Here is a 23,330-nt window from a genome sequence, read left to right as displayed (position 1 = left end):
GACCCTACTCAGCCCGAGCGGACCGCGGTGACCACCAGGTTGTCGGTGTAGCTGCGGGCACCGGCGTCGAAGGCCCCGGTGCAGGTGATCAGCCGCAGCACGTCGTCGGCGGTCGCGCCGAACACGGCCGCGGTCGGGAACGTGTCCTTGGCGACCTGCTCGGTGCCGGTGACGGTGTACGTGGCCGCCGACCCGTCGGCGACGGTCAGCTGCACGGTGTCCCCGGGCGCCAGGTCGCGCAGGTCGTAGAACACGGCGGGACCGGCCGTCGAGTCGACGTGGCCCATGAGCACCGTCGGGCCGCGGGCGCCGGGTCGGCCACCGGGGGTGAACCAGCCGACGTCGTCGAAGTCCGTCGGCACCTCGGCGGTGCCGTCGGCGGCGACCCCGAGGCCGATCAGGTCCTGCTCCACGCCCAGCACCGGGATGGACACCGCGGTGGGGGGAGGGACCGTGACCGGGTCGAGGAAGGACGTCGGCGGCGCGCCGGGCACCTCCGGCGCCGACGTGGCGGGCGCCGGGGGCGGCGGTACCGAGGTGGAGGTGCTGGTGGGTGGTGCGGCCGCGGGCTCCGTCGCCGCTGCGCAGCCGCCCAGCGCCAGCGCGGCGACGACGGCCAGCGCGGCGGGACGGAGCCCGCGGGTCGTCACTGCTGCTGGGTCCGACGACGCAGGGCCACGGCGCCGCCGGCCGCCAGCAGGGCCGCACCGCCGACCGCGGCGACGACCGGGCCCGTGGCCCCGTCGTCGGTGCCGGTCAGCGACGTGCCGCCCGCCCCGGTCTCGACGCCGCCGACGGGGATCGACTGCAGCTGGCCGCGGACCGCGCCGGGCACGTAGGTGGAGGTGTGGGTGTCGGTGAAGAACGCGGACGGGTCGGCCTCGATCTGGGCCAGGGTGAAGCCGTCACCGGTGTCGGCGCCGTCGGTGACCACGCCGGTGGTGAAGGGCCCCTGCAGGCACCCGGTGCTCACCAGGGTGCCGCTGCCGTCGTCCTCGGGGTTCGGGAACGCGATGCGGGGCGGGCCGGACTGGCCGGCATCGGCCTCGTGGATGTGCGTCGCGGTCTTGGCCGGTGACTGGTAGGGCGGCGTGACACCGGTGAGGCGGATGTCGTAGCAGATCACCTCGGTGTCGGAGTTGATCCGGTAGGTGAAGGTGCCGCTGGCGCCGGGCTCGCCCATGGTCGCGATCCCCTCGCTGTTGACCACCATGTCGGGGGTGGCCATCGCGGTGAACGCGCTGGTGAAGGTGCTCGGCTCGGCGACCTCGGTCTCGGCGGACGCCGGGCCCACGGCGGTGAGGGCCAGGGCGCCGGCCGCGCCGGTCACGACGGCGGTGCGCAGGAGAGTGGTGCGGGTGCGGGACATCGTCGGGCTCCAGTGCTCGGTGGTCGCTGTCCCTGGTGCATACGGCGCCTGCACCGGGTGCGTTCACCGCGGGAGCAGAATTCCCGGGGTCACAGCGACGAGGTCAGCACCACCGATCCCGAGCTGTCCAGCACGGCGAAGGACGCGGCGTCCTGGCGCAGCACGGAGCTGTTGAGGTTGCACACCATCTCCGCGGGCCCGGTGCCGAGGAACTCCCCGGCGGACACCACCCGCCCGTCGTCCTCGACCACCTGGGCGCGGTAGACCTCACCGGCGGTGAAGCCCGCGCCGTGCAGCTGCACCTCCATGCCCCACGTGTGCGGCACGACGTCGGCGGTGGCCTCCACCTCGGGCACGGCGACCTGCACCGCCACCGGCTCCAGGGGTGGGGGCGAGGGCACCGGCCGGACCAGCCAGCCGACGCCGAAGCCGGCGGCAGCGATCCCGGCTGCGGCGGCGGCCGGGGCCCAGCGCCGCCGGCGCAGCGGCACGGCGGCGTGCTGGGCGGCGGCGCGTTGGGCGGTGGCGTGCTCGGCGGCGATGCCGGCCAGCACGCGGTCGCCCAACCCGGGAGGGGGTGTCGGGACGTGGTCGAGCCGGTCCGGGTCGACCGTGGCCAGCCGTCCGCGCAGCGGGGTGAGCGCGGCGAGCTCGGCACGGCACTGGTCGCAGCCGTCGAGGTGGGCGCGCAGCGCGGCCCGCTCGGCCGGCGTGCCGTGCCCGAGTGCGTAGACCCCGAGCTGCTCGCGCAGCTCCCGGTGCGTGCTCACGGCTGTCCTCCCTCGTCGTCGCCGTCGCGGCGCCGTCCCGGGCCGGACGCACGTCGTCCCGTGGGCCCGACTCCCCTCACGGCTCCACCCCCATCTCCTCCAGCGCCAGCCGCAACGCCTTGAGCCCGTAGAAGACCCGACTGCGCAGTGTGCCCACAGGGATGCCGAGCTCGGCAGCCACCTCGGCGTGCGGGCGGCCGCGCAGGTGGGTCTGCACGATGGCGACGCGGTGGTCGGTGCCCAACCGTCCCAGCGCCTCCTCCACCACCCACGCGTCGACCAGGGCCTCGTCGAGACCGATGCCCACGGGGACGTCGTGCCCGGCGTCGTCGGCCAGCTGACGCTGCCAGGGGCGGACGGCGAACCGCCGGGCCTCGTCGACCACCACGTTGCGGGCGATGGCGAACAGCCAGGTGCGCAGGCCCGCCAGCTGCGGGTCGTAGGAGTCCGCCGCCCGCCAGGCCCGCAGGAAGACCTCCTGCACGACGTCCTGGGCCGCGCCGTCGTCGCCGAGCTGGCGCAGGGCGAAGCGGTACAGCTCCGCCCCGTGCGCGGCGTAGGCGGCACGCGGCTCGAAGCCCTCGACGGGTACGGCCGAGCCGCCCGGGCCGGGTGCGCGCAGCGCCCGACCGGTCCGCCTACCCACCATGTCGCCCCCTCCGGTCCTCGCTCCGGTCCTCGCCCCGCGGGGGAGTACGGCCCGCGGGACGGCGGCGTTCACCCGGCGGACCGGATGGTGCGCCGTCCGGTCGTGCGCGCCTGTACCCGAGCACGGTCACGGGGTGGTCACGATCTGGCCGTGCGCTACCGATACATCGGGCATGAGCGCTCATGCAGCCTCCGTCGGGCACCCCGGGCGATGCCCGCACTGGTCCGACCCCGCGCACCAGGCCGCGATCACGGCGGCGTACGACTCCCTGTGCCAGGCCCTGACCGGGCCGATCGCCACGCTCCGCCTGGTCGGCGGACGCGGGACGACGGCACCCCCCGCCCACCGCGTCCGCGAGCTCGGCCGGCTCGCGCGGGCCAGTCAGCAGCCCGAACGGGCGGCCCTGCTGCGGTGGAACGCCCTGCCGGTGGCCGTGCGCCAGGTGCTGCTCGACACCTGGTTCGGCCGCGCCGCCTAGCCACACGCTGGAACGGCCCCCTCGCCGGGCCCCGCGGCGGGCGGAGCCTGTCGTGGGCAGCGAGGGGATCCTTCCTCAGGCGTCGATGACCACCGGGATGATCATCGGGCTGCGCCGACCGTTGCGGTGCGCCCACTGGGCCACTGCGCGGGTGATCAGCTGCTCGAGCTGCAGCGCGCCCCCGACACCCTCCTCGGCCGCCTTGGCCAGGGCCTTCTCGATGAGCGGCACGACGCCGTCGAAGGTGCCCTCGTCGTGCACGAAGCCCCGGGCCAGGAAGTCCGGCGGCTCGGCCAGCAGACCGGTGTCGGCGTCGACGATGGCGACCACCGTGATGACGCCCTCCTCGGCCAGGTTGCGCCGGTCCTTCAACGAGGCCTCCGTCGCCCCGCCCACCGTCGCGCCGTCGACGTAGACGTTGCCGGCGCTGACCTTGCCGGTGATGCGGACCTTGCCGCCGACCAGGTCGACGACGTTGCCGTCCTCGGCGAGCACGACGCCGCGGGGGTGCACGCCAGTCTTGATCGCCAGCTCGCCGTTGGCCTTGAGGTGCCGCCACTCGCCGTGCACCGGCATGACGTTGCGCGGCTTGACGATGTTGTAGCAGTACACGAGCTCGCCGGCACTGGCGTGGCCGGACACGTGCACCTTGGCGTTGCCCTTGTGCACCACGTTGGCGCCCCAGCGGGTCAGCTCGTTGATGATGCGGTAGATCGCGTTCTCGTTGCCCGGGATGAGCGAGCTGGCCATCAGCACCGTGTCGCCCTCGGAGATGCGGATGACGTGGTCGCGGTTGGCCATGCGGGACAACGCCGCCATCGGCTCGCCCTGCGACCCCGTGCAGATCACGCACACCTGGTCGGCCGGCAGCTTGTCCATCTGCTTGAGGTCGACGACCAGGCCCTGCGGCACGTCGAGGTAGCCCAGCTCACGGGCGATGCCCATGTTGCGGACCATCGACCGACCCACGAAGGCCACCTTGCGGCCGTGCGCGTGCGCGGCGTTGAGCACCTGCTGGATGCGGTGCACGTGGCTGGCGAAGCTGGAGACGATCACCCGCTTGGGTGCGGTGCGGAACACCGTCTCGATCGCCGGGATCAGGTCGCCCTCGCTCATCGTGAAGCCGGGGACCTCGGCGTTGGTGGAGTCGGTGAGGAACAGGTCGACCCCCTCCTCGCCGAGCCGGGCGAAGCCGCGCAGGTCGGTGATCCGCCGGTCGAGGGGGAACTGGTCCATCTTGAAGTCGCCGGTGTGCAGCACGATGCCGGCCGCCGTGCGGATGGCCACGGCCAGGGCGTCGGGGATGGAGTGGTTGACCGCCAGGAACTCGGTGTCGAAGGGGCCGAACGGGACCCGGTCGCCCTCCGCCACCTCGCGCAGCACCGGCTTGATCTTGTGCTCCTCGAGCTTGGCCGAGATGAAGGCCAAGGTGAGCTTGGAGCCCACCAGCGGGATGTCGCGCCGCTCGCGCAGCAGGTAGGGCACGCCACCGATGTGGTCCTCGTGGCCGTGGGTGAGGACGATCGCCTCGATGTCGTCCATCCGGTCACGGATGGACGTGAAGTCGGGCAGGATGACGTCGACGCCGGGCTGGTGCTCCTCGGGGAAGAGCACCCCGCAGTCGACGACCAGCAGCTTGCCGTCGTGCTCGAACACCGTCATGTTGCGGCCGATCTCGCCGAGCCCGCCCAGCGCCACGATCCGCAGGCCCCCCTCCGGCAGGGGAGGCGGGGTCTTCAGCTCGGGGTGCGTGCGGCTCATGGTGCTCACGCTACGGGCACCCACCGACAGAACCGGTCACGGCTGCCCGGCCGACCCGCACGGCCGCCGTCCAGGGCCGGGGCGGCTGCGCTCCGGGGCCGGGACGGATGTGCTCCGGTGCCGGGCGGCTGCACTCCGGTGCCGGGCGGCTGCGCTCAGGGTCGGGGCGGCCACGGCCCGTGCCGCCGCCAGCGGGCCCGACCGGCGGCCACGGCCTCGTCGGCCCGCGCGAGCAGGCTCAGCGCCACGTCGGGGTTGCGGTCGGCGACCGGACCGAGCAGGGCCGTGACCACCGACCAGCCGAGGTCGTCCCAACCCCGGCCCCAGCGCGTGGTCGTCGTCGGCGGCGGGTGCGGTGGCGGGTGCGGTGGCCGGGACGAGGGCACGACCACGGACACCGACGAGGGGAGCAGGACGGGGGCGGACCGGGGGCGCACGAGGAAGGTGTGCCCGACCGGATCGGCGTCGGGCCCGCTGCGGGGTGTCCCGCGGGTGAAGAGTCGGCGTCGCGCACGCACCGGTCTCACCCGGTAGGGGCACCTGGTCACCCGCGAGGGGTCCTGGTCGCTACCGTGCCCCTGATGAGCAGCGGCCTCGACCCGGTCCCCGGGGACGGACCGGCGGCCGAGGGGACCTCCGGCCCGGTCGCCCGGTGGTGGCGGCCGGTGCTCGGCGTGGTCTTCGCCGTCGGCACGGTCGTGGCGGTCGTCGTCTTCTGGCAGTCGGTGCTGGGGTGGTTCCGCACCATCGCCGCGACCGACCCCCGGTGGGCGCTGGCGGCCGTCCTGGTCCAGCTGCTGTCGATGCAGTGCCTGGTGTGGCAGCAGCAGCTGCTGCTGCGCTCCGGGGGCGGCGTGGCTCCGCAGCGCAGCCTGACCGCGACCGTCTACGGCGGCAACGCGATCGCGGTCGGCCTGCCGCTGGCCGGTTCTGCGGCCAGCGTCGCCTACGGCTTCCGACGCATGCGCGACCTGGGCAACTCCGCCGTGCTGGTCAGCTGGACGCTGGCGGTGTCGGGGGTGTGCTCGACCGTCGCCCTGGCCGCGGTCGTGGCGGTGAGCTCGGCGGCCACCGGGAGCACGGTGGGCGCCGTCGTCGCCTCGCTGGCGTCGGTGGCCGCCGTCGTCCCGGTGCTCACCCTGCTGGCCGTCACCCGCAGCACGGAGGCCAAGAACCTCGTCGTCAAGGTGCTCATGGCGGTGCTCGCCCCGCTGTCGCGATGGTTCCGGGTGCTGCGCCCGGCCGTCGTCGGTCCCGCCGTGGACGACGCCCTCACCTCGTTGGGGGCGATCCGGCCCGGGGTGCGCAACGCCTGCGCCGCCGGCCTGCTCGCACTGGCCAACTGGGTGCTCGACGCGCTGTGCCTCTACCTGGCCGTCCGGGCGGTGGGGGCCGACCTCTCGCTGCGCGGCACGGTGCTGGCGTTCGCCGCCGGCGCGCTGGTGTCCTCCACCCGGCTGACCCCCGGTGGCATCGGCGTCGTCGAGGCAGCGGTGGCCTCCGCTCTGGTGGCTGCCGGTCTCCCGGCGGCCCAGGCGGTGCCGGCGGTGGTGGTCTACCGGTTGATCAGCCTGTGGCTGCTGGCCGCCGTCGGGGCGCTGTGCCTGGTGCTCGCACCCCGACCGGTGCACCCTGCGGAGGGATGAGCGCGCCGGGTGGGACGCTGGTGCCGTACACACGCAGGTGTCGCAGTGCAGTCGAGTGCAGGAGCAGGGCATGCCGCAGGGGTTCGTGAAGTGGTTCAACGCCGAGAAGGGGTTCGGGTTCATCGGACCCGACGACGGTGGTGAGGACGTCTTCGTGCACTTCTCGGCCATTGAGGACACGGGTGGTTTCCGCAGCCTCGACGAGGGTGCGCGCGTGGAGTACCAGGCCAGCCCCGGCCAGCGCGGGCTCCAGGCCGACCGGGTCACCCCGCTGGGCGGCCCGCCCGTCCAGGTCGACCGGTCGCAGTCGCGCGAGCCCCGCCGCGACGACCGCGGACCCCGGCGGGAGGCCCCCCGCCGCGAGCCGGCCCGCGCCCCGCGGTCCACCGGCGGCGGTGCCGAGGGCACGGTGCGGTTCTTCAACGCCGAGAAGGGCTTCGGCTTCATCACCCCCGACGACGGCGGCGACGACGTCTTCGTGCACTTCTCCGCGATCGTCGACGACGGTGGCTACCGGTCGCTCGACGAGGGCCAGCGGGTGCTGTTCGAGGCCACCGAGGGTGAGCGCGGACTGGCGGCGACCCACGTCGAGCCCCTCGCGGGCGGCGGTGGCGGCGGCTACGACGCCGGCTCCGGGCTGCCGCAGGCGACCGTGCGGTTCTTCGACGCCGAGAAGGGCTTCGGCTTCATCACCCCCGACGACGGCGGCGACGACGTCTTCGTGCACTTCTCCGCGATCGTCGACGACGGTGGCTACCGGTCGCTCGACGAGGGCCAGCGGGTGGAGTTCGAGGCGACCCAGGGCGACCGCGGATGGCAGGCCACGCACGTGCAGCCGCTGGCCGGCGGTGGCGGCGGGTCGGGCCTGCAGCAGGGCACGGTGCGGTTCTTCAACACCGACAAGGGGTTCGGGTTCGTCGAGCCCGACGACGGCTCGCGCGACGTGTTCGTGCACTTCTCGGTGATCGAGGACGACGGGGGCTACGGCGACCTCGCGGAGGGCCAGCGGGTCGAGTTCGCCGCCAGCCAGGGCGACCGCGGGCCGCAGGCCGACGTCGTCCGGCCGCTGGACTCCGCCGGTCCGCCGCCGCGACGCGACCCCGCTCGCCGCGAGGCCCGTCGCGACCCCGCGCGCGGGAGCGGCCGCCCGCAGCGCGAGGACCGCGGACCGCGCCCGGCCCCGCAGCCCGTCGAGGGCGGGCAGGAGGGCACCGTGAAGTGGTTCCACGCGGAGAAGGGCTTCGGTTTCATCGCCCCCGACGACGGCGGTGACGACGTTTTCGTGCACTTCTCGGCGATCGCTGACCGCGGTGGCTTCCGTGACCTGGAGGAGGGCCAGCGGGTGCAGTTCACCGCGAGCCCCGGGCAGAAGGGCCCGCAGGCCGACGCGGTCGAGCCGCTCTGACCCGCTCGCCCCGAGCGCGACCGGCGCCCCCAGGACCTCGTCCCGGGGGCGCCTTCGTCCTTGCCGGGCCCGCGGCCGTTGCGGGGCTCGCGATCCCGGTGCGCCCGGTGCGCCCGCTGAGCGGGTGAGCCGGTGAGTGGGTGAGCGGGTGCGGGCGCCGGGTGGTGGTCAGCGGCGGTGCAGGCGCACGTGGAGCTCGCGGACCCGCGCCGAGAGCTCGTCGTCGGGGCCGTCGACGATGATGCCCGGCGCGACCACCTGCACCGGCAGCGTCGCGACCGGCGCCGGTGCGGCGCCCAGCTCGGCCAGCCACCCGGACAGCTGGGCCGACGAGCTGGCGTAGACGATGCGGCCCAGGCCCACCCAGGCGTGCGCGGCCGAGCACATGGGGCAGTGCTCGCCCGAGGTGTACACGGTCGCCCCGGCGCGCTCGGGGGCCGGCACGTGCGACGCCGCCCACCGGGCCAGTTCGAACTCCGGGTGCCGGGTGGCGTCGCCGCCGGCGATGCGGTTGCGGTCCTCGGCCAGCACGGTGCCGTCGGCGGCCACGAGCACCGACCCGAACGGCTCGTCGCCGGCCTCGAGCGCCTCCTTGGCCAGCTCCACGCACCGGGCCAGGTGCCGGCGGTCGACCTCGGTGAGGCTCACAGCCCGACGACCTCACCGGAGGTGGCGCTGCGCCGCGCGGCGTCGAGCACCCGGGCGGTCGCGACGGCGTCCCGCGGGTCGACCGGCACCGGGCCGGTGCCCCGCACCGCCCCGGCGAACGCCGGGTAGAAGGTGTCCCACCGGCCGCGCTCGGACTCCACGACGGTCGACGCCGCCCCCCGCTGCAGTCGCCCCCACGCCGACTCCGGCTCGGTGCCCCAAGTGGGCGAGGCAGGTGACTCCCCGGCCAGCAGCGCGAACTCCTGCCCGTCCATCGCGCCCATCCCGTCGGCCAGCACCTCGGTGCCGACGACGTAGCTCCCCGCCGTCCCGGTGACCCGGAACCGTGGGCCCGGCGCGCCGGAACGCCAGCTCCCGCCGAGCACCGACCGGGCTCCGCCGGCGTGGTCGAGCACCACCAGGACGTCGTCGTCCAGGCCCGTCGCGCGCAGCGACCACCGGGCGAACACCGACGTGACCGGGCCGAGCAGCACCAGCGCCTGGTCGACGAGGTGGCTGCCGAAGTCGCGCAGCGTGCCACCGCCGGCGGCACCCGGCCCGTCGCCGTCGGCCATCCGCTCGAAGCGCGACTCCAGGGTCCGCACCTCACCCAGCGACCCGTCGTCGACCAGGCGGCGCAGGGTCAGGAAGTCGGAGTCCCACCGGCGGTTCTGGTAGGGCGACAGCGCGAGCCCGGCCGCGGCCGCGCGGTCGACCGAGGCCTGCGCGGCGTCGGCGTCCATCGCGAACGGCTTGTCGCAGACCACGGCCAGCCCGAGGTCCAGCGCCCGGTCGGTGAGGTCGGAGTGGGTGTCCGCCGGGGTCGAGATGGCCACCGCCTCGGCACCGGCGTCGGCCAACGCCTCCAGCGAGTCGAAGCAGGTCGCGGTCGGGTGGTCGGCGGTCACCAGCCCCCGCCGCTCGGACGAGGTGGTCACCACGCCCAGGAAGTCGACCTCGGCGGCCGCGGCCAGCAGGGGCGCGTGGAACCACCGCCCGCCGAAGCCGTAGCCGACCAGGCCGAACCGCACCGCACCGGAGTCCATGGGTGCAGTCTGCCGTCTCAGCAGGGCAGGTCGTGGTCCAGCGGTCGGCCGTCGAGCTCGGTGACGAACTGGGCCAGGACGACGTCGCCCCCGCCGGTCAGCGCCGGCAGCCCGCACAGCTCGGCGGCACCCACCGGGTCCCGGGCGCCGGCCAGCCAGCTGTCGAGGTGGTGCAGGGAGGACCCCGGCGGCACCCAGCCGACGATCTCCCGCCACTGCAGCCCGGTGGAGTAGAGGCCGACCCGAGCACCGGTCCCGGTCAGGTAGGCCACCATGCCCTCCAGCGTCGCCCGGTTGTTCGCCAGTGCCGACGCCGAGCCCGTCTGCCAGGTGTTCATGGTCTCGACGTCGAGCCACCACACGAGGTCGGCCGGGACGACGGCGACCCCGGCCCGCGCGGCGGCGGGCAGCAGGAACGCGTGGATGTCGACCGAGGCCCGGGTGCTGCCGTAGACGAACGAGCAGGCCGGGCCGGCACCGCCGGTGCACTCGCCGTAGGGGCTGTCGCCGCTGCTGGGCCAGGTCGAGGGGACGGGGTCCAGCTGCCCCGGGTTGGCGGTGTTGACGTACACCTGCAGGCCCGGCGACCCCGGCAGCCCGGCCGCCCAGGTCAGCTGCTCGGCCAGGCACGGGTTGACGGTGGTGGCCACGCCCCCGTTGACGCCGACGACCCCGAACGCCGAGTCGGCCGGGAGCTCCTGGCCGCACTGCGGATAGGACACGTCGTGCCCGACCTCGGTGGACGCCCGGGCCAGCCCGGGCCCGGCGAGCACGCCCAGCAGCACCCCCGCCACGACGGCGAGCGCTCCCCGTCGAGCCCCCATGCGCCGAGACGGTACGCGGTCAGGCCGGACGGGCGTCGGCCTCCAGCACGTCCTGGGCGGAGACGACCACCAGCGGGTCCGGGGTGCCGACCAGGTCCTCGTCGCGACCGTCGTAGGGCAGCAGCGACAGCACGTGCCGCATGGCCTCCAGCCGGGCGCGCTTCTTGTCGTTGCTGCGCACCACCGTCCACGGTGCGTGGTCGGTGTCGGTGGCCGCGAAGACCGCCTCCTTGGCGCGCGTGTAGTCGTCCCACCGGTCCAGGGAGGCCAGGTCGGTGGGGGAGAGCTTCCACTGCCGCACCGGGTCGATCTGCCGGACGACGAACCGGGTGCGCTGCTCGCCGCGGGACACCGAGAACCACAGCTTGACCAGCAGCGTGCCGCTGTCGACCAGCATCCGCTCGAACTCCGGCGCCTGCCGGCAGAACAGCTCGTACTCCGCGTCGGTGCAGTAGCCCATCACCCGCTCGACGCCGCCGCGGTTGTACCAGGACCGGTCGAACAGGGCGATCTCGCCGGCGGCGGGGAGGTGGGCGACGTAGCGCTGGAAGTACCACTGGCCCCGCTCGCGCTCGGTGGGCTTGTCCAGCGCCACCACCCGGGCCCCGCGCGGGTTGAGGTGCTCGGTGAACCGCTTGATGGTGCCGCCCTTGCCCGCGGCGTCGCGGCCCTCGAAGACCACGACCAGCCGCTGGCCGGAGTCCTTGACCCAGCCCTGCATCTTCAGCAGCTCGATCTGCAGCCGACGCTTCTCGACCTCGTACTCCCGGCGGCCCAGCCGGACGGCGTAGGGGTAGTCCTCGCGCCAGGTCTCCACCCGGTTCCCCGCGGGGTCGAGCAGCTCGCGGTCGTCGTCCCAGTCCTCGTCGGAGTGCTCGTCGGGCAGCGGGGCCAGCTGCCACCCGGGGAGGTCGGCGAGGGGTGCGTCGTCGTCGGCGACGTAGCGGGGGGCGGCGGGCGCGTCGAGCGGGGTCACCGGGGCAGGGTGCGCCGGACGGACGTCGGCCGACCGGACCCGCGGTGAACCCGGGGTGAAACCTGCGGCCCGGCCCCCCACGGCCACGCGCTGTTCGCCGACCGGCCAGCGCCGGTCCCCCGGACGGCGACCCACCGCGTGCAGCGTCGCCGTCCGTGGACCCCCGACCACGGAGGAGACGACCGTGCACCTGGTCAGCAACCGCGTCCGCCACCAGGTCACGCACCGGACGGCGCCCTCGGCGGCGCACCGGACAGCGCACCGGACAGCGCACCCGACGGGCCCGCGCGTGCTCGTCGTGTCGGCCGGGGTGGGCGCCGGCCACGACGCCGCTGCTGCCGAGCTGGCCGCGCGCCTGCGGCTGGCCGGCGCCGCCGTGCACGTGCAGGACCTGCTGACCGCGCTGCCCGGTCCGCTGCGCCGGGTGGTCGGGGACGCCTACGGACCCTGCGTCAACCGGGCTCCGGCCGCCTTCGACCTGCTCGTGCGCAGCCTGGAGCGCGACGGCCTGCTCCGCCGGGCGGCCCGTCGCTCGGCCACCGCCGCCCGACCCGGGGTGCTCGGCTGGGTGTGCGGCACGGCCCCGGACGTCGTCGTCTCCACCCACCCGCTGGCCTCGCAGACCCTGGGCGACCTCCGGGCCGAGGGCGTCCTGCGGGCACCGGTGCTCACCTACCTGACCGACCCGGCTGTCCACCGCACGTGGGTCCACGAGGCCGTCGACGCCCACCTCACCGTCACCGGCGCCACCGCCCGGCACGGCGAGCAGCGCTACGGGCAGCCGATGACGGTCGCCGGCCCGCTGGTGCCGGCGCGCTTCGCCCAGCCCGTGCCCGCGGACCGCGCCGCGCGGCTGCGCGCCGGCCTGGGGCTGACCGACGCGTCCCCGGTGGCCCTCGTCGTGGCCGGTTCGCTCGGGCTGGGCGACGTGGCGACGACCGTGACCGACCTGATCGTGGGCGGCGCGGTGCCGGTGGTGCTCTGCGGGCGCAACGAGGCCCGGCGCGCGCGGCTGGCCGCCGTCCCCGGCGTGGTGGCGCTGGGCTGGCGGGACGACGTCCCCGACCTCATGGCGGTCGCCGACGTGCTGGTGCACAACGCCGGTGGCATGTCCTGCACCGAGGCGCTGGTGGCCGGGCTGCCGATGGTCACCCACCGGCCGATCCCCGGGCACGGCCGGGCCAACGCCGCGGTGCTGTCCGCTGCCGGGCTCGCGCCGTGGACGACGACCGCGCGCGAGCTCGGGGCGGCCGTCGCGTCGGCGGCCGCGCAGCCGCGCCGCCGGCAGCACCACCCCGACCCCGCCGCCTTCGTGCTCGACGTCGTGGGCGCCCGGGTGCCGGCGGCCGCGTGACCTCACGGTGAACAACGGGCGACAGGTGGTGCCGGGCGCGCAACCGGGCGCGGCCGACGCCGTTGGGCCCGGCATGGCCGATCTCTCCCGCCGTCGCTTCCTGCAGGTCACCGCCGCGGGTGGGGCCGGCGTGCTGCTGTCGACGTCCCTCGGGGCGACCCCGGCCCGGGCCGTACCCGGCGACCTGCGGGTGTACGTGCTCGTCACCGACGGGATGCGGCCCGACGAGGTGACGCCGGTGAGCACGCCGATGCTGTGGTCGCTGCAGCAGGCCGGGACGACGTTCCCCCACGCGCGGTCGCTGCCGGTGATGGAGACCATCCCCAACCACGTGATGATGATGACCGGGGTGCGGCCCGACCGGTCCGGCGTGCCGGCCAACGCGGTGTACGACCGCGCCGAGGGCGTCGTCCGGACCCTGGACCGGGCCGGTGACCTGAGGGCGCCCACGCTGCTGGAGCGGGTGGCCGCCACCGGCCGCACCACCGGCAGCGTGCTCAGCAAGGACTACCTGTACGGCGTGTTCGGCACCCGGGCCACGCACCGCTGGGAGCCCTTCCCGCTGCTGCCGGTCACCGGCCACGCCCCGGACGCCGCCACGATGGACGCCGCCGTCGCGATGGTCGACGAGTTCGACCCGGCCCTGGTGTTCGTCAACCTCGGCGACGTCGACCGCGTGGGCCACTCCGACGTCACCGGCCCCGTCGGCCTGCAGGCCGCGCGCCGGGCCGCGCTGCTCACCCAGGACGGCCAGGTGGCCCGGTTCGTGGCGCACCTGCAGGCCACCGGGCGGTGGGCGTCGTCGGTGCTGGTGGTGCTGGCCGACCACTCGATGGACTGGTCGGTGCCGACGAACGTGATCTCGCTGGACCTGGTGCTGCGCACCCGCCCCGACCTGCGGGCGAACGTGCAGATCGGCCAGAACGGAGGGGCCGACCTCGTCTACTGGACCGGCCCGGACGCCGCCCGCGCGGCCGGCCTGCGCGAGGTCGCCGACCTGGTGCGGGCGCACCCCGGCGTCCTGTCGGTGCAGCCGCCTGCGCAGCTGCGGCTGGGGCCCGAGGCCGGCGACCTGGTCGCCTACTGCCGGCCGGGGTGGCGGTTCAGCGACCCCACCGTGGTCAGCAACCCCATCCCCGGCAACCACGGGCACCCGGCGACCGAGCCGATCCCGTTCTTCGTGGCCGGCGGGCACCCCCGGGTGCGGCAGGGCGTCTCGACGGCACCGGCCCGCACGGTCGACGTCGCCCCCACCGTCGCGCACCTGTTCGGGCTGCGGCCGCCCGCGGGCGGTTGGGACGGCACGGCCCGCCGGGAGGCCTTCGGCCGCTGAGCCCCGGGCGCGGTGCGCGGGTGACGCCGGGGTGAGCCCTCCGGGCACACTCGGGCGGTGCCCAGCGACCTGACCGCCCGCCTCCGCGCCGCCGGGCTGACCGAGGTGGAGGAGGGGAGCCGGCGACGGGCCGAGTACAGCTCCGACGCCTCCAACCACCGGGTCGTGCCGGCCGCCGTCGCCCACCCCCGGCACGTCGACGAGGTCCTCGCCGCCCTCGGAGTCTGCCGCGACCTGGGCGTACCGCTGACCATGCGCGGGGGCGGCACCTCGATCGCCGGCAACGCGATCGGCGCGGGCCTGGTGCTGGACAGCTCGCGGCACCTCACCCGCATCGTGGACCTGGACCCCGGTGCCGGCACCGCCGTCGTCGAGCCCGGGGTGGTGCTGGACCGGATCACCGACGCCGGCGCCCCGTACGGACTGGCCTACGGCCCCGACCCGTCCACCCACTCGCGCGCCACGATCGGCGGCACCCTGGGCAACAACGCCTGCGGCGCCCACGCGATGAGCGCCGGGCGCGCCGCCGACACCGTCGTGTCGCTGCGGGTGGCCACCGCGGCGGGGGAGGTGTTCACCGCCGGGCCCGGGGCGGCCGGACCGGTCGACCTGTGGCCGGTGGTCGACGGTGCCCTGGCCGCGATCCGCACCGGGTCGGGCCGCTTCCGGCGGCAGGTCTCGGGCTACTCGCTGGAGCACCTGCTGCCTGAGAACGGGCGGCACGTGGGCCGCTTCCTGGCCGGCAGCGAGGGCACGCTCGCCGTCCTGCTGCAGGCCACGGTCTCGCTGGCCCGGGTGCCGGCGGCCACCGCCCTGGTCGTCCTGGGGTACCCGGACATGCCGGCGGCGGCCGACGCCGTCCCGGCGCTGCTGCCGCACGCACCCCGCGCGCTGGAGGGGATGGACGCCCGGCTCGTCGAGGTGGTGCGCCGGCGGCGCGGCGCCGCCGCGGTGCCGCACCTGCCCGAGGGTGCGGGCTGGCTGTTCGTCGAGGTGGCCGCCGAGACGCCGGGCGCCGCCCGGGACGCCGCGGCCCGGTTGGCCGCCGACGCCGGGGCGCTGGACTCCCTGGTGGTGACCGGGGCCGACGCGCTGCGGCTGTGGCGGATCCGGGAGGACGGCGCCGGGCTCGGTGGGCGCACCCCCGCCGGGGCGCCGGCCTGGCCCGGGTGGGAGGACGCCGCGGTCCCGCCCGAGCACCTGGGCGCCTACCTGCGGGACTTCCGCGGCCTGCTCGACGAGCACGGCCTGGACGCCCTCGTGTACGGGCACTTCGGCGACGGCTGCGTGCACGCCCGCATCGACTTCCCGCTGGCCGACCGGCCGCAGGTGCTGCGGGGGTTCGTCGAGGCCGCCGCCGAGGTGGTGGCCGGCTACGGCGGGTCGGTGTCCGGTGAGCACGGCGACGGCCGCGCCCGCAGCGAGCTGCTGCCCCGGATGTACGGCCCCGAGCTGCTGACGGCCTTCGCGGCGGTCAAGCACGCCTTCGACCCCGCCGGGCTGCTCAACCCCGGGGTCCTGGTCGACCCCGAACCCCTCGACGCCACGCTGCGGCTGCCCCGCGCGCACCCGCTCCCGGCCCGGGCGTTCGCGCTGGCCGCCGATGGCGGTGACCTGTCGGTGGCCGCGCACCGGTGCGTCGGGGTGGGGCGCTGCCGGGCCGACGCCACCGCGTCGGGTGCCGTGATGTGCCCGTCGTTCCTGGCCACCGGCGACGAGCGGGACTCCACCCGCGGTCGGGCCCGGGTGCTGCAGGAGGCCGCCAACGGCACCCTGGTCGGCGGGCTGGGCGCCCCCGAGGTGCTGGACTCCCTCGACCTGTGCCTGTCCTGCAAGGGCTGCGCGGTCGACTGCCCCGCCGGGGTGGACATGGCCACCTACAAGGCCGAGGTGCTGCACGCGCGGTACCGCCGCTGGTGGCGGCCGCGGACGCACTGGTCGCTGGGCTGGCTGCCGGCCACCGCCCGCTGGGCGGCCCGCGCGCCGCGGCTGGTGAACGCCGTCCTGGGGACGGCGGCCGGGGCCGCGGTGGCCCGGGCGGCCGGCGGGATCGACCGCGACCGCGCGCTGCCCCGGTTCGCCCCGGAGACCTTCCGCGCCTGGCACGCCCGGCAACCGGCGGGGGACGGCGACCCGGTGCTGTTGTTCGTCGACACGTTCACCGACCACTTCACGCCCGAGGTCGGCCGGGCCGCCGTGGCCGTGCTGGCCGACGCCGGGTACGCGGTCCAGCTGCCCGACCCGACGTGCTGCGGGCTGACCTGGATCTCCACCGGCCAGCTCGACACCGCCCGCGCCCGGCTCGCGGCCACCGTCGCCGCCCTGGACCGCGGGCTACCCGTGGTGGGCCTGGAACCCTCGTGCACCGCCGTGCTGCGCGGCGACGCCCACGAGCTGGTCCCCGGCCCCGCGGCCGAGCGGGTGGCCGCGGCCACGCACACCCTGGCCGAGCTGCTCACCGCCCGCGGTTGGACCCCGCCGGACCTCACCGGGGTGCGCGGCGTCGCCCAGCCGCACTGCCACCAGCACGCTGTCCTGGGGTGGGACGCCGACCGCGCGCTGCTGGCCGCGGCCGGGGCCGACGTCGCGGCGGTGGGCGGGTGCTGCGGCCTCGCCGGCAACTTCGGCGCCGAGGCCGGCCACCACGCGGTGTCCGTGGCGGTCGCCGAGACCGCGCTGCTGCCCGCCGTCCGGGCGGCCGGGCCGGGGGCGGCGGTGCTGGCCGACGGGTTCTCCTGCCGCACCCAGCTCGACCAGCTGGCCGGGGTGCGTGGCCGACACCTCGCGGAAGTGCTGGCGGAACGGTTGAACGCTTGACTAACATGGCGGCCATGCACATCGGCATCGACAGCTTCGTCGCGGCAGTGACCGACCCGACCACGGGCGAGGCCGTCGGCCCGCAGCAGCGGATGGCCGACCTGCTGGAGGAGATCGAGCTCGCCGACCGGGTGGGCCTGTACTCCTTCGGCATCGGCGAGCACCACCGGCCCGAGTACTACGACTCCGCGCCGGCGATCATCCTGGCTGCGGCCGCCGCCCGCACCGAGCGCATCCGGCTGGGGAGCGCGGTCACCGTGCTGTCGGCCGCCGACCCCGTGCGGGTGTTCCAGCAGTTCGCCACCCTCGACCTCCTCTCCGGCGGGCGCACCGACCTCGTCGTCGGCCGCGGCTCGTTCACCGAGGCCTTCCCGCTCTTCGGGCTGTCGCTGTCGGACTACGACAGCCTCTTCACCGAGAAGCTCGAGCTGCTGCTGCAGATCCGCGACGCCGAGCAGGTCACCTGGTCGGGCCGGCACCGCCCGGCGCTGTCCGGCCAGGGCGTCTACCCCCGCCCCGCGCAGGAGCGGCTGCCGATCTGGGTCGGCGTGGGCGGCAGCCCCGAGTCCTTCGCCCGGGCCGGCCTGCTCGGGCTGCCCCTGATGGTCGCGATCATCGGTGGGGAGCCCCGCCAGTTCGCCCCGCTGGTCGACCTCTACCGCCGGGCCGGCGCCCAGGCCGGGCACGCCCCCGAGAAACTGCAGGTCGGCCTGCACGTGTTCGGCTACGTCGCGGAGAGCACCCAGGCCGCCGCGGACACCATCTACCCCGGCTGGCACGAGATGTTCACGAAGGTCAGCCGCGAGCGCGGGTTCCGCCCGCCCACCCGCGCCCAGTTCGACGCCACCTCCGGCCCCGACGGCGCCTTCTTCATGGGTTCGCCGCAGACCGTGGCCGAGAAGATCCGGCGCATCGCCGACCAGCTCGGCGGGGTCGACCGCCTCTCGCTGCAGATGACCAACCCGCGGCTGGCCCACGCCGACCTGCTGCGCGGCATCGAGCTGCTGGGCACCGAGGTCGCCCCGCTGGTCGCCGACGCCTGAGTCGCCGTCCCCCCGAGTCACCGTCCCCCCTGAGTCACCGTCCCCCGAGTCACCGTCCCCCACCCGGGTGAGGGCGCCGGCACCGGCTCAAGCAGGTGTGCCCGGGCGTCGTAGTGCAGGCCGTGTGGACTCGACAACGGCGGTCCGCCCGGAACCGTCGGGGTACCCCGCTCTGGGCACTGCTGGTCGTCCTGGTGCTCGTACCGCTGAGCACCGTGGCGGCCTTCGCCGTCGTGCTGACCAGCCGCGCCCAGGACGAGGCCGCGGCGTCCAGCACCGCCGCGGCCCAGGTGCGCACCTACGGTCAGCTCGCGCGCGCCTCGGCGGCGGTGGACCAGGAACTGCTGGTCGTCGTGGCCCAGGCGACGCTCAGCAGCCCCGACGTCGCCGAGCGGCTGGGCATCACCCCGCAGTCGGCCCCCCTCCTGGCGGCGCTGGTGGCCGACGCACGGGCCCGGGTCCGCAGCGGAACCGACCGCGAGCTGTCCCTGGCCGCGGCGACCGGGGTCCCGGCCGCGGCCGTGGGGTCGGCCCGGTCGGCCATCGCCGAGCTGCGGGACCGCGTCGACGGGGGTGGGCCGCTGGACCTGGCGGCGCTGCGGTCCAGCTGGGTGGCCGTGGCCGACCAGCTGCGCGCCGAGCAGGACGTCGTGGTCGTCGCCGCCGCGAGCGCGGCCGGCAGCACGAGCACGGTGGCCGCGATCCGCGACGTGCGGGTGCTGGCCGACCTCGCGACCGCGCTCACCCCCGACGTCGTCGACTACCTGAGCTGGCTGCTCGATGCGCAGAGCCCCGAGGAAGCGCAGAGCCGGTGGGAGTGGCTGCGCAGCCACGCCGGCGTCATGCTCGCCCGGGAGTCCCTGGACACCATCGGCGACCCGGCGCTGCGCACCCAGGCCCTCCGGCTCGCCGGCACCGAGGACGCCGTCCAGGTGGCTGCCGTGCTGGACGCCGCCGCGACCGACGGTCCGGTGGTGCCGCCCCTGCCCCGGCTGCGCGCGCTGGTGGTCTCGGCCGATGCCGTGGCCGCGGAGACCATCGACCTGCTGGCCCGGGCAGTGGACGGGGCGGCAGCTTCGGCCGCGGCCGACGGGGCGGCGGCGGCCACCGAGCGCGACCGCACTGTGGTCGTCGCCGGCGGGGCGCTGGTCGGCACGGTGCTGCTGCTGTGGCTGCTCGGCCACCAGGTCACCCGGTCGTTGCGGCGGCTCTCGGAGCAGGCCGACGAGATCAGCCGGGGCCGGTTCGTCGACGTCGGGTCCGACGGACCCCGGGAGGTGCGGTCGGTGGGGCGCGCGCTGGGCTCGACGGTGGACTCGTTGCGCCGCATCCAGGACCAGGCCGCCGCGGTGGCCCGGGGCGACCTGGAGGCGCCGGTCCTCGGTGAGCCGCTGCCCGGACCGCTCGGCGCCGTGCTGCACGCCTCCGTCGAGCGCCTCGTGGACGCCTTCCGCACCCGCGATCGGCTGCAGGCCGCGCTCCGGCACGAGGCCGCGCACGACCCGCTGACGGACCTGCCCAACCGCGGCCAGGCCCTGCGGCTGACCACGGCTGCCCTGCACCGGGCCCGCCGGTCCGGCGCGGGCACGGGCCTGCTGTTCGTCGACCTCGACGGGTTCAAGGCGGTCAACGACCGCGCCGGGCACGCCGCCGGCGACGCCGTGCTGCGCACCGTCGGCGCCCGCATGCGCGAGGTGGTCCGGTCCGGGGACACCGTCTGCCGCCTCGGGGGCGACGAGTTCGTCGTCCTGGTGGAGGGGGTGCGCGACGTCGCGGAGCTGGTGCGGCTGGGCGAGCGCCTCGTCCGCGCGGTGTCCCGCCCGGTGGCGGTGGCCACCGCGTCGGGGTCGCGGCTCGTCGCCGTCGGTGCCAGCATCGGGGTCGCCCTGGCCCAGGACGGCGAGGTCGACGGCGACGAGCTGCTGGCCCGCGCCGACGCCGCCGTCTACCTGGCCAAGCACGCCGGCCGGGGGCGGGTGGAGGTCTTCGACGAGGGGCTGCGCAGCCACCTCGACGAGCGCCGGGACATCGAGGAGGGGTTGCGCCGGGGCCTGGCGGAGGGCGACGTGCGGGTGGTCTACCAGCCGGTGCTGGAGGTTCCGACCGGTGCCCTCCTCGGCTTCGAGGCGCTCCCGCGCTGGGACCGCCCCGGCGTGGGCGTGCTGACCCCCGAGACGTTCGTGCCGGTCGCGGAGCAGTCGGACCTGGTCTGCGAGCTGGACCGCTGGGTGCTGCGGGCCACCGTCGTCCAGCTGGCAGCCTGGCGGGCCGCTGCCGGTCTGGCCCTCGACGAGGCCGGGCCCGTCGTCTCGGTCAACGTCTCGGCGCGGTTCCTGGGCGACCCACGGGTGACCGACGTCGTCCTCGACGAGCTGGTGGCGGCCGGGGTGCCGGCGCGGTCGCTGGTGCTGGAGATCGGGGAGGCCGCAGTCGTCGAGTCACCGACCCTGCTGGACCGGTTGGCGGATCTGCGGGCTCTCGGCGTGCGGGTGGCCCTCGACGACTTCGGCTCCGGGACGACGTCCATCGGCGCACTGCGCCACCTCCCGGTGGATGCGTTGAAGGTCGACGGCCGGTCAGTCTCGAGCGACCCCGCTGACCAGCGGCTGGTCGCCCTCGTGGTCGCCGCCGCCCACGCCAGCGGGCTGACGGTGGTGGCCGAGGGGGTCGAGCGGGCCGACGTGCTCGACCGGTTGGCCGCCGACGCGTGCGACGCAGCCCAGGGCCACCACCTGTCGGCGCCCCTGACCCCGGACCGGGCCGGCGAGCTGTTCGGCGCCCGCACCGGCGAACCGGTGGGCTGACGGGCTACGTGCGGGGGAGGGCGAGCGCGGCGACCAGTCCGGCCGCCAGGACCGCGGCCGTGACGCCGAAGGCGAGCTGGTAGTCGACGGCGTCGGTGAGCGCGCCGGCGGCGAGCGGCCCGACGATGCCCCCGAGGTCCGACGCCATCTGGAAGACCGCGACCACGCGGCCGCCGCGGGCCGGGCTGACGTCGGCGACGAGCGCCGCCGGGGCACTGGCCAGCAGCGACGCGCCCAGGCCGAAGACCGCCATGGACACCAGGAAGACCGCGGTCGAGGGCGGGCCGGCCAACAGCGCGACCGACCCGGTGGCCAGCGTCGAGCCCAGGACGAGGGAGGGTCGTCGTCCCCAGCCGTCGACCATGCGGCCCGACCGCAGCAGGCCGACGGCCTGCGCGACCGACCCGACCAGCAGTCCGGCGCCGGCCCAGGCGACGGTGCGGCCGAGGTCCTCGGTGACGTACAGCGGGACGAGGGAGTTGCGGACGCCGAACAGCATCCAGCCGACGCCGAAGTTGGCCACCAGGGCGGCGACGTAGGCGCGGTTGCGCACGGCCGCGGCCAGCGGCAGCGGCGGTGCGGCCTGCGGCGTGTCGGGGTCGCCCGGGGCGGCGCGGTCGGGGGCCCGGAGGAGGGTCAGCGCGACGGCCCCGGCGACCAGCAGGAACCCTGCGTACAGCAGGAACGGCAGGCGCGGGGAGAGCGTGGCCAGCAGGCCACCGGCTGCCGGGCCGGCGATGCCGCCCAGGATGAAGCCGCCCTGGAAGGTCGCCGCCGACCGCCCTCGGTGCTGCGCGGGGGCCACCCGCAGCAGCAGGGACAGCGCCGACACCGTGAACATCGCGCTGCCGACGCCGCCGGCCGAGCGCAGCGCCAGGAACAGCGGGAAGTTGCCGACCAACCCGGCGGCGCCCGTGGTGACCGCCACGACGACCAGGCCGGCGGCGAGCACCGCGCGCTCGCCGAACCGCTCCACCAGTGCGCCGCCACCGAAGGCCGACACGAACCGGAAGAAGGCGAACGAGCTGACCGCCAGCCCGACTGCGGTGGTGCCGACGCCGAACGAGCGGACGAAGACCGGGATCGCCGGGGCGACGATGCCGAACCCGAGTGCCACCACGAAGGCGACGACCGCCAGTACGTGGACCTCGCGGGGCAACCGCTCCCTGCCCCCGTCGACCACGTGGCGATGCTCGCACGGTCAGTCGGTGGCGATGTCCCCCGGCTGGTCCCCGGGCTGCGGGAAGGCGTGGCGGTCAGGGGGCGAAGCAGCAGAACTCGTTGCCCTCGGGGTCGGCCAGCACGTCCCACTCGATGTCGCCGGCCCTCCAGTCGGTCAGCTCACCGTCGGCTCGCCGGTCGTCGCCGCGGACCAGGGTGGCGCCCAGGTCGAGGAGCCGCTGGGTGTCACCGACGACGTCGTGGTGCATGCGGTTCTTCACCACCTTCTCGTCGGCCACCGGCACGAGCCAGATCATCGGGCCGTGCCCTGCCGGGTCGACGATCGGCACCGGCCAGTCGACGGGGCGCACCCAGCCGTCGTCGGCCGGGTGCAGCTCGTCGCGGCGGACGTAACCCATGGCGGTGCACCACCAGTCGGCGAGTGCGTGGTGGTCACGGGCGTCGAGGCAGAGATCCTTGAACCGGGCGGGTGCGGTCATGGACCCACCCTGGCCGCTGTCGGCCGCGGCTGCGAGGTAGGAAGGCAGGGTGGCGACCTTCTGGTGTCTGCGGCCGGCCGACGACGACCACCTCGGGGTGTTGGCGACCTGCTGGGGTGCCCCGCCGGACGAGGTGCGCGACCCGGGCCGGGCCTGGGTGCAGGCCACCGGCCCGGGCGATGCGGCCGGCCCGCGCGTGGTGCAGCTGCACGGTCGGGTGCTGGCGGTTCTCGACCGGCCCGGCGAGGTGGCCCGGAGCTGAGTACCGCGGATGGTGGGGCTGCGCGGCTTGGTGCGGCCGAGGGCGAGGAGCCGGTCCTCAGCGCCGCTCCCGGTGCGGCCGCTGGGGCCCGAGGACGACCAGGCTGCACGCGTCCTGCACGGGGCCGTCCCTGCGCCCGACCTCGCTGCCGCGAGCCCGCTGCCGTCGGACGCCCTGCTGGCGGTGGGGATGCTCGACGGTGCCGACCTGGTGGGCATCGCGGCCCTCGTGGCCACACCGGCCGGGCCGCCGGAGATCAGTGTGCTGGTGGGACCCGGCGCCCGCGGGCGTGGGGCGGCGTCGGCGTTGGAGGGGGAGGTGCTGCGGCGGGCCGCCGGGCGGTGGGAGTGGGTGCAGCACCGCACTGTCGAGTCCGACCTGCCGTCGCGACGACTGGCTGCTCGGTGCGGGTTCCGGCTGGTGTCGGTCGAGCACCTGGTGCGCCCCGCGCCGTCCGACGACTGATCCAGGCAACGGCGTGCCC

Annotated in this window: 22 protein-coding genes; 10 read left to right on the top strand and 12 right to left on the bottom strand. The window is 75.8% G+C overall.

Translation table 11 applies throughout. The features are described 5' to 3' along the window. Positions 1 to 8 precede the first annotated feature (8 nt). The 4 genes from TEK04_RS11220 to TEK04_RS11205 form a co-directional block, all read right to left on the bottom strand. Positions 9 to 650, bottom strand: coding sequence for a class F sortase (locus tag TEK04_RS11220; protein WP_336404426.1), 642 nt, complete (start codon positions 648 to 650; stop codon positions 9 to 11). Next, the gene (locus tag TEK04_RS11215) at positions 647 to 1,369 is read right to left on the bottom strand and encodes a CHRD domain-containing protein (protein WP_336404425.1); all 723 of its coding nucleotides are present in this window, start codon (positions 1,367 to 1,369) and stop codon (positions 647 to 649) included. The genes TEK04_RS11220 and TEK04_RS11215 overlap by 4 nt, the downstream gene beginning before the upstream one ends. An 89-nt stretch (positions 1,370 to 1,458) precedes the next feature. Continuing rightward, positions 1,459 to 2,139 carry an anti-sigma factor family protein gene (locus tag TEK04_RS11210; RefSeq protein ID WP_336404424.1) on the bottom strand — a complete coding sequence of 227 codons (681 nt, stop codon included), beginning with the start codon at positions 2,137 to 2,139 and terminating at the stop codon, positions 1,459 to 1,461. Between the two features lie 76 nt (positions 2,140 to 2,215). Further along, the gene (locus tag TEK04_RS11205) at positions 2,216 to 2,788 is read right to left on the bottom strand and encodes a sigma-70 family RNA polymerase sigma factor (protein ID WP_336404423.1); all 573 of its coding nucleotides are present in this window, start codon (positions 2,786 to 2,788) and stop codon (positions 2,216 to 2,218) included. Between the two features lie 172 nt (positions 2,789 to 2,960). Between TEK04_RS11205 and TEK04_RS11200 the strand changes: the two genes are divergently transcribed. Next, positions 2,961 to 3,266 (top strand): hypothetical protein, encoded by a 306-nt coding sequence (locus TEK04_RS11200; protein ID WP_336404422.1) that lies wholly within the window; start codon positions 2,961 to 2,963, stop codon positions 3,264 to 3,266. A 75-nt stretch (positions 3,267 to 3,341) separates the two neighbouring features. On the opposite strand, the gene TEK04_RS11195 is transcribed toward TEK04_RS11200, so the two are convergent. After that, positions 3,342 to 5,027 carry a ribonuclease J gene (locus tag TEK04_RS11195; RefSeq protein WP_336404421.1) on the bottom strand — a complete coding sequence of 562 codons (1,686 nt, stop codon included), beginning with the start codon at positions 5,025 to 5,027 and terminating at the stop codon, positions 3,342 to 3,344. A 155-nt stretch (positions 5,028 to 5,182) separates the two neighbouring features. Beyond that, on the bottom strand, positions 5,183 to 5,545 hold the full coding sequence (locus TEK04_RS11190; RefSeq protein ID WP_336404420.1) for a hypothetical protein: 363 nt from the start codon (positions 5,543 to 5,545) through the stop codon (positions 5,183 to 5,185). A gap of 63 nt (positions 5,546 to 5,608) precedes the next feature. Between TEK04_RS11190 and TEK04_RS11185 the strand changes: the two genes are divergently transcribed. Both TEK04_RS11185 and TEK04_RS21365 read left to right on the top strand, forming a co-directional pair. Beyond that, positions 5,609 to 6,673, top strand: coding sequence for a lysylphosphatidylglycerol synthase transmembrane domain-containing protein (locus TEK04_RS11185; RefSeq protein ID WP_336404419.1), 1,065 nt, complete (start codon positions 5,609 to 5,611; stop codon positions 6,671 to 6,673). Positions 6,674 to 6,743: 70 nt separating this feature from the next. Continuing rightward, positions 6,744 to 8,078: a cold-shock protein gene (locus TEK04_RS21365; protein ID WP_432277330.1), complete on the top strand. Its 1,335-nt coding sequence runs from the start codon at positions 6,744 to 6,746 to the stop codon at positions 8,076 to 8,078. 168 nt (positions 8,079 to 8,246) lie between these two features. On the opposite strand, the gene TEK04_RS11155 is transcribed toward TEK04_RS21365, so the two are convergent. From TEK04_RS11155 to ppk2, 4 genes are read right to left on the bottom strand one after another with little or no spacing between them, the layout of a single operon-like run. After that, positions 8,247 to 8,726 carry a nucleoside deaminase gene (locus TEK04_RS11155; protein WP_336404418.1) on the bottom strand — a complete coding sequence of 160 codons (480 nt, stop codon included), beginning with the start codon at positions 8,724 to 8,726 and terminating at the stop codon, positions 8,247 to 8,249. Next, positions 8,723 to 9,772: a Gfo/Idh/MocA family protein gene (locus TEK04_RS11150; RefSeq protein WP_336404417.1), complete on the bottom strand. Its 1,050-nt coding sequence runs from the start codon at positions 9,770 to 9,772 to the stop codon at positions 8,723 to 8,725. The genes TEK04_RS11155 and TEK04_RS11150 overlap by 4 nt, the downstream gene beginning before the upstream one ends. A gap of 17 nt (positions 9,773 to 9,789) precedes the next feature. Next, a complete protein-coding gene (locus tag TEK04_RS11145) occupies positions 9,790 to 10,596 on the bottom strand; it encodes a glycoside hydrolase family 25 domain-containing protein (RefSeq protein WP_336404416.1) in 807 nt (268 codons plus the stop codon). Positions 10,597 to 10,615: 19 nt separating this feature from the next. Further along, entirely contained in the window at positions 10,616 to 11,572 is a 957-nt protein-coding gene (gene ppk2, locus TEK04_RS11140) for a polyphosphate kinase 2 (protein ID WP_336404415.1), read from the bottom strand. A gap of 184 nt (positions 11,573 to 11,756) precedes the next feature. Between ppk2 and TEK04_RS11135 the strand changes: the two genes are divergently transcribed. The 5 genes from TEK04_RS11135 (at position 11,757) to TEK04_RS11115 (ending at position 20,923) form a co-directional block, all read left to right on the top strand. Beyond that, positions 11,757 to 12,926 (top strand): MGDG synthase family glycosyltransferase, encoded by a 1,170-nt coding sequence (locus TEK04_RS11135; RefSeq protein ID WP_336404414.1) that lies wholly within the window; start codon positions 11,757 to 11,759, stop codon positions 12,924 to 12,926. A gap of 73 nt (positions 12,927 to 12,999) precedes the next feature. Continuing rightward, the gene (locus TEK04_RS11130; protein WP_336404413.1) at positions 13,000 to 14,259 is read left to right on the top strand and encodes an alkaline phosphatase family protein; all 1,260 of its coding nucleotides are present in this window, start codon (positions 13,000 to 13,002) and stop codon (positions 14,257 to 14,259) included. A gap of 57 nt (positions 14,260 to 14,316) precedes the next feature. Beyond that, positions 14,317 to 17,076, top strand: a complete 2,760-nt coding sequence (locus tag TEK04_RS11125) for an FAD-binding and (Fe-S)-binding domain-containing protein (RefSeq protein ID WP_336404412.1) — start codon at positions 14,317 to 14,319, stop codon at positions 17,074 to 17,076. A gap of 14 nt (positions 17,077 to 17,090) precedes the next feature. After that, complete coding sequence (locus TEK04_RS11120) at positions 17,091 to 18,119, top strand: Atu2307/SP_0267 family LLM class monooxygenase (RefSeq protein ID WP_336404411.1); 1,029 nt, start codon at positions 17,091 to 17,093, stop codon at positions 18,117 to 18,119. Positions 18,120 to 18,313: 194 nt separating this feature from the next. Then, positions 18,314 to 20,923 carry a putative bifunctional diguanylate cyclase/phosphodiesterase gene (locus TEK04_RS11115; RefSeq protein WP_336404410.1) on the top strand — a complete coding sequence of 870 codons (2,610 nt, stop codon included), beginning with the start codon at positions 18,314 to 18,316 and terminating at the stop codon, positions 20,921 to 20,923. 4 nt (positions 20,924 to 20,927) lie between these two features. Here TEK04_RS11115 and TEK04_RS11110 read toward each other — a convergent pair whose 3' ends face one another. Next, positions 20,928 to 22,106, bottom strand: a complete 1,179-nt coding sequence (locus TEK04_RS11110) for an MFS transporter (protein ID WP_336404409.1) — start codon at positions 22,104 to 22,106, stop codon at positions 20,928 to 20,930. 73 nt (positions 22,107 to 22,179) lie between these two features. After that, the gene (locus TEK04_RS11105) at positions 22,180 to 22,584 is read right to left on the bottom strand and encodes a VOC family protein (RefSeq protein ID WP_336404408.1); all 405 of its coding nucleotides are present in this window, start codon (positions 22,582 to 22,584) and stop codon (positions 22,180 to 22,182) included. Between the two features lie 49 nt (positions 22,585 to 22,633). Here TEK04_RS11105 and TEK04_RS11100 point away from each other — a divergent pair, with 49 nt between their 5' ends. Together TEK04_RS11100 and TEK04_RS11095 are read left to right on the top strand one after the other, a co-directional pair. After that, entirely contained in the window at positions 22,634 to 22,846 is a 213-nt protein-coding gene (locus TEK04_RS11100; RefSeq protein WP_336404407.1) for a hypothetical protein, read from the top strand. Between the two features lie 72 nt (positions 22,847 to 22,918). Further along, positions 22,919 to 23,311: a GNAT family N-acetyltransferase gene (locus TEK04_RS11095; protein WP_336404406.1), complete on the top strand. Its 393-nt coding sequence runs from the start codon at positions 22,919 to 22,921 to the stop codon at positions 23,309 to 23,311. Positions 23,312 to 23,330: the final 19 nt, after the last annotated feature.

The sequence above is a fragment of the Klenkia sesuvii genome (genome assembly GCF_037083825.1).
Classification (GTDB): Bacteria; Actinomycetota; Actinomycetes; order Mycobacteriales; family Geodermatophilaceae; genus Klenkia; species Klenkia sesuvii.
This window is presented reverse-complemented; position numbering and strand designations above follow the sequence as displayed.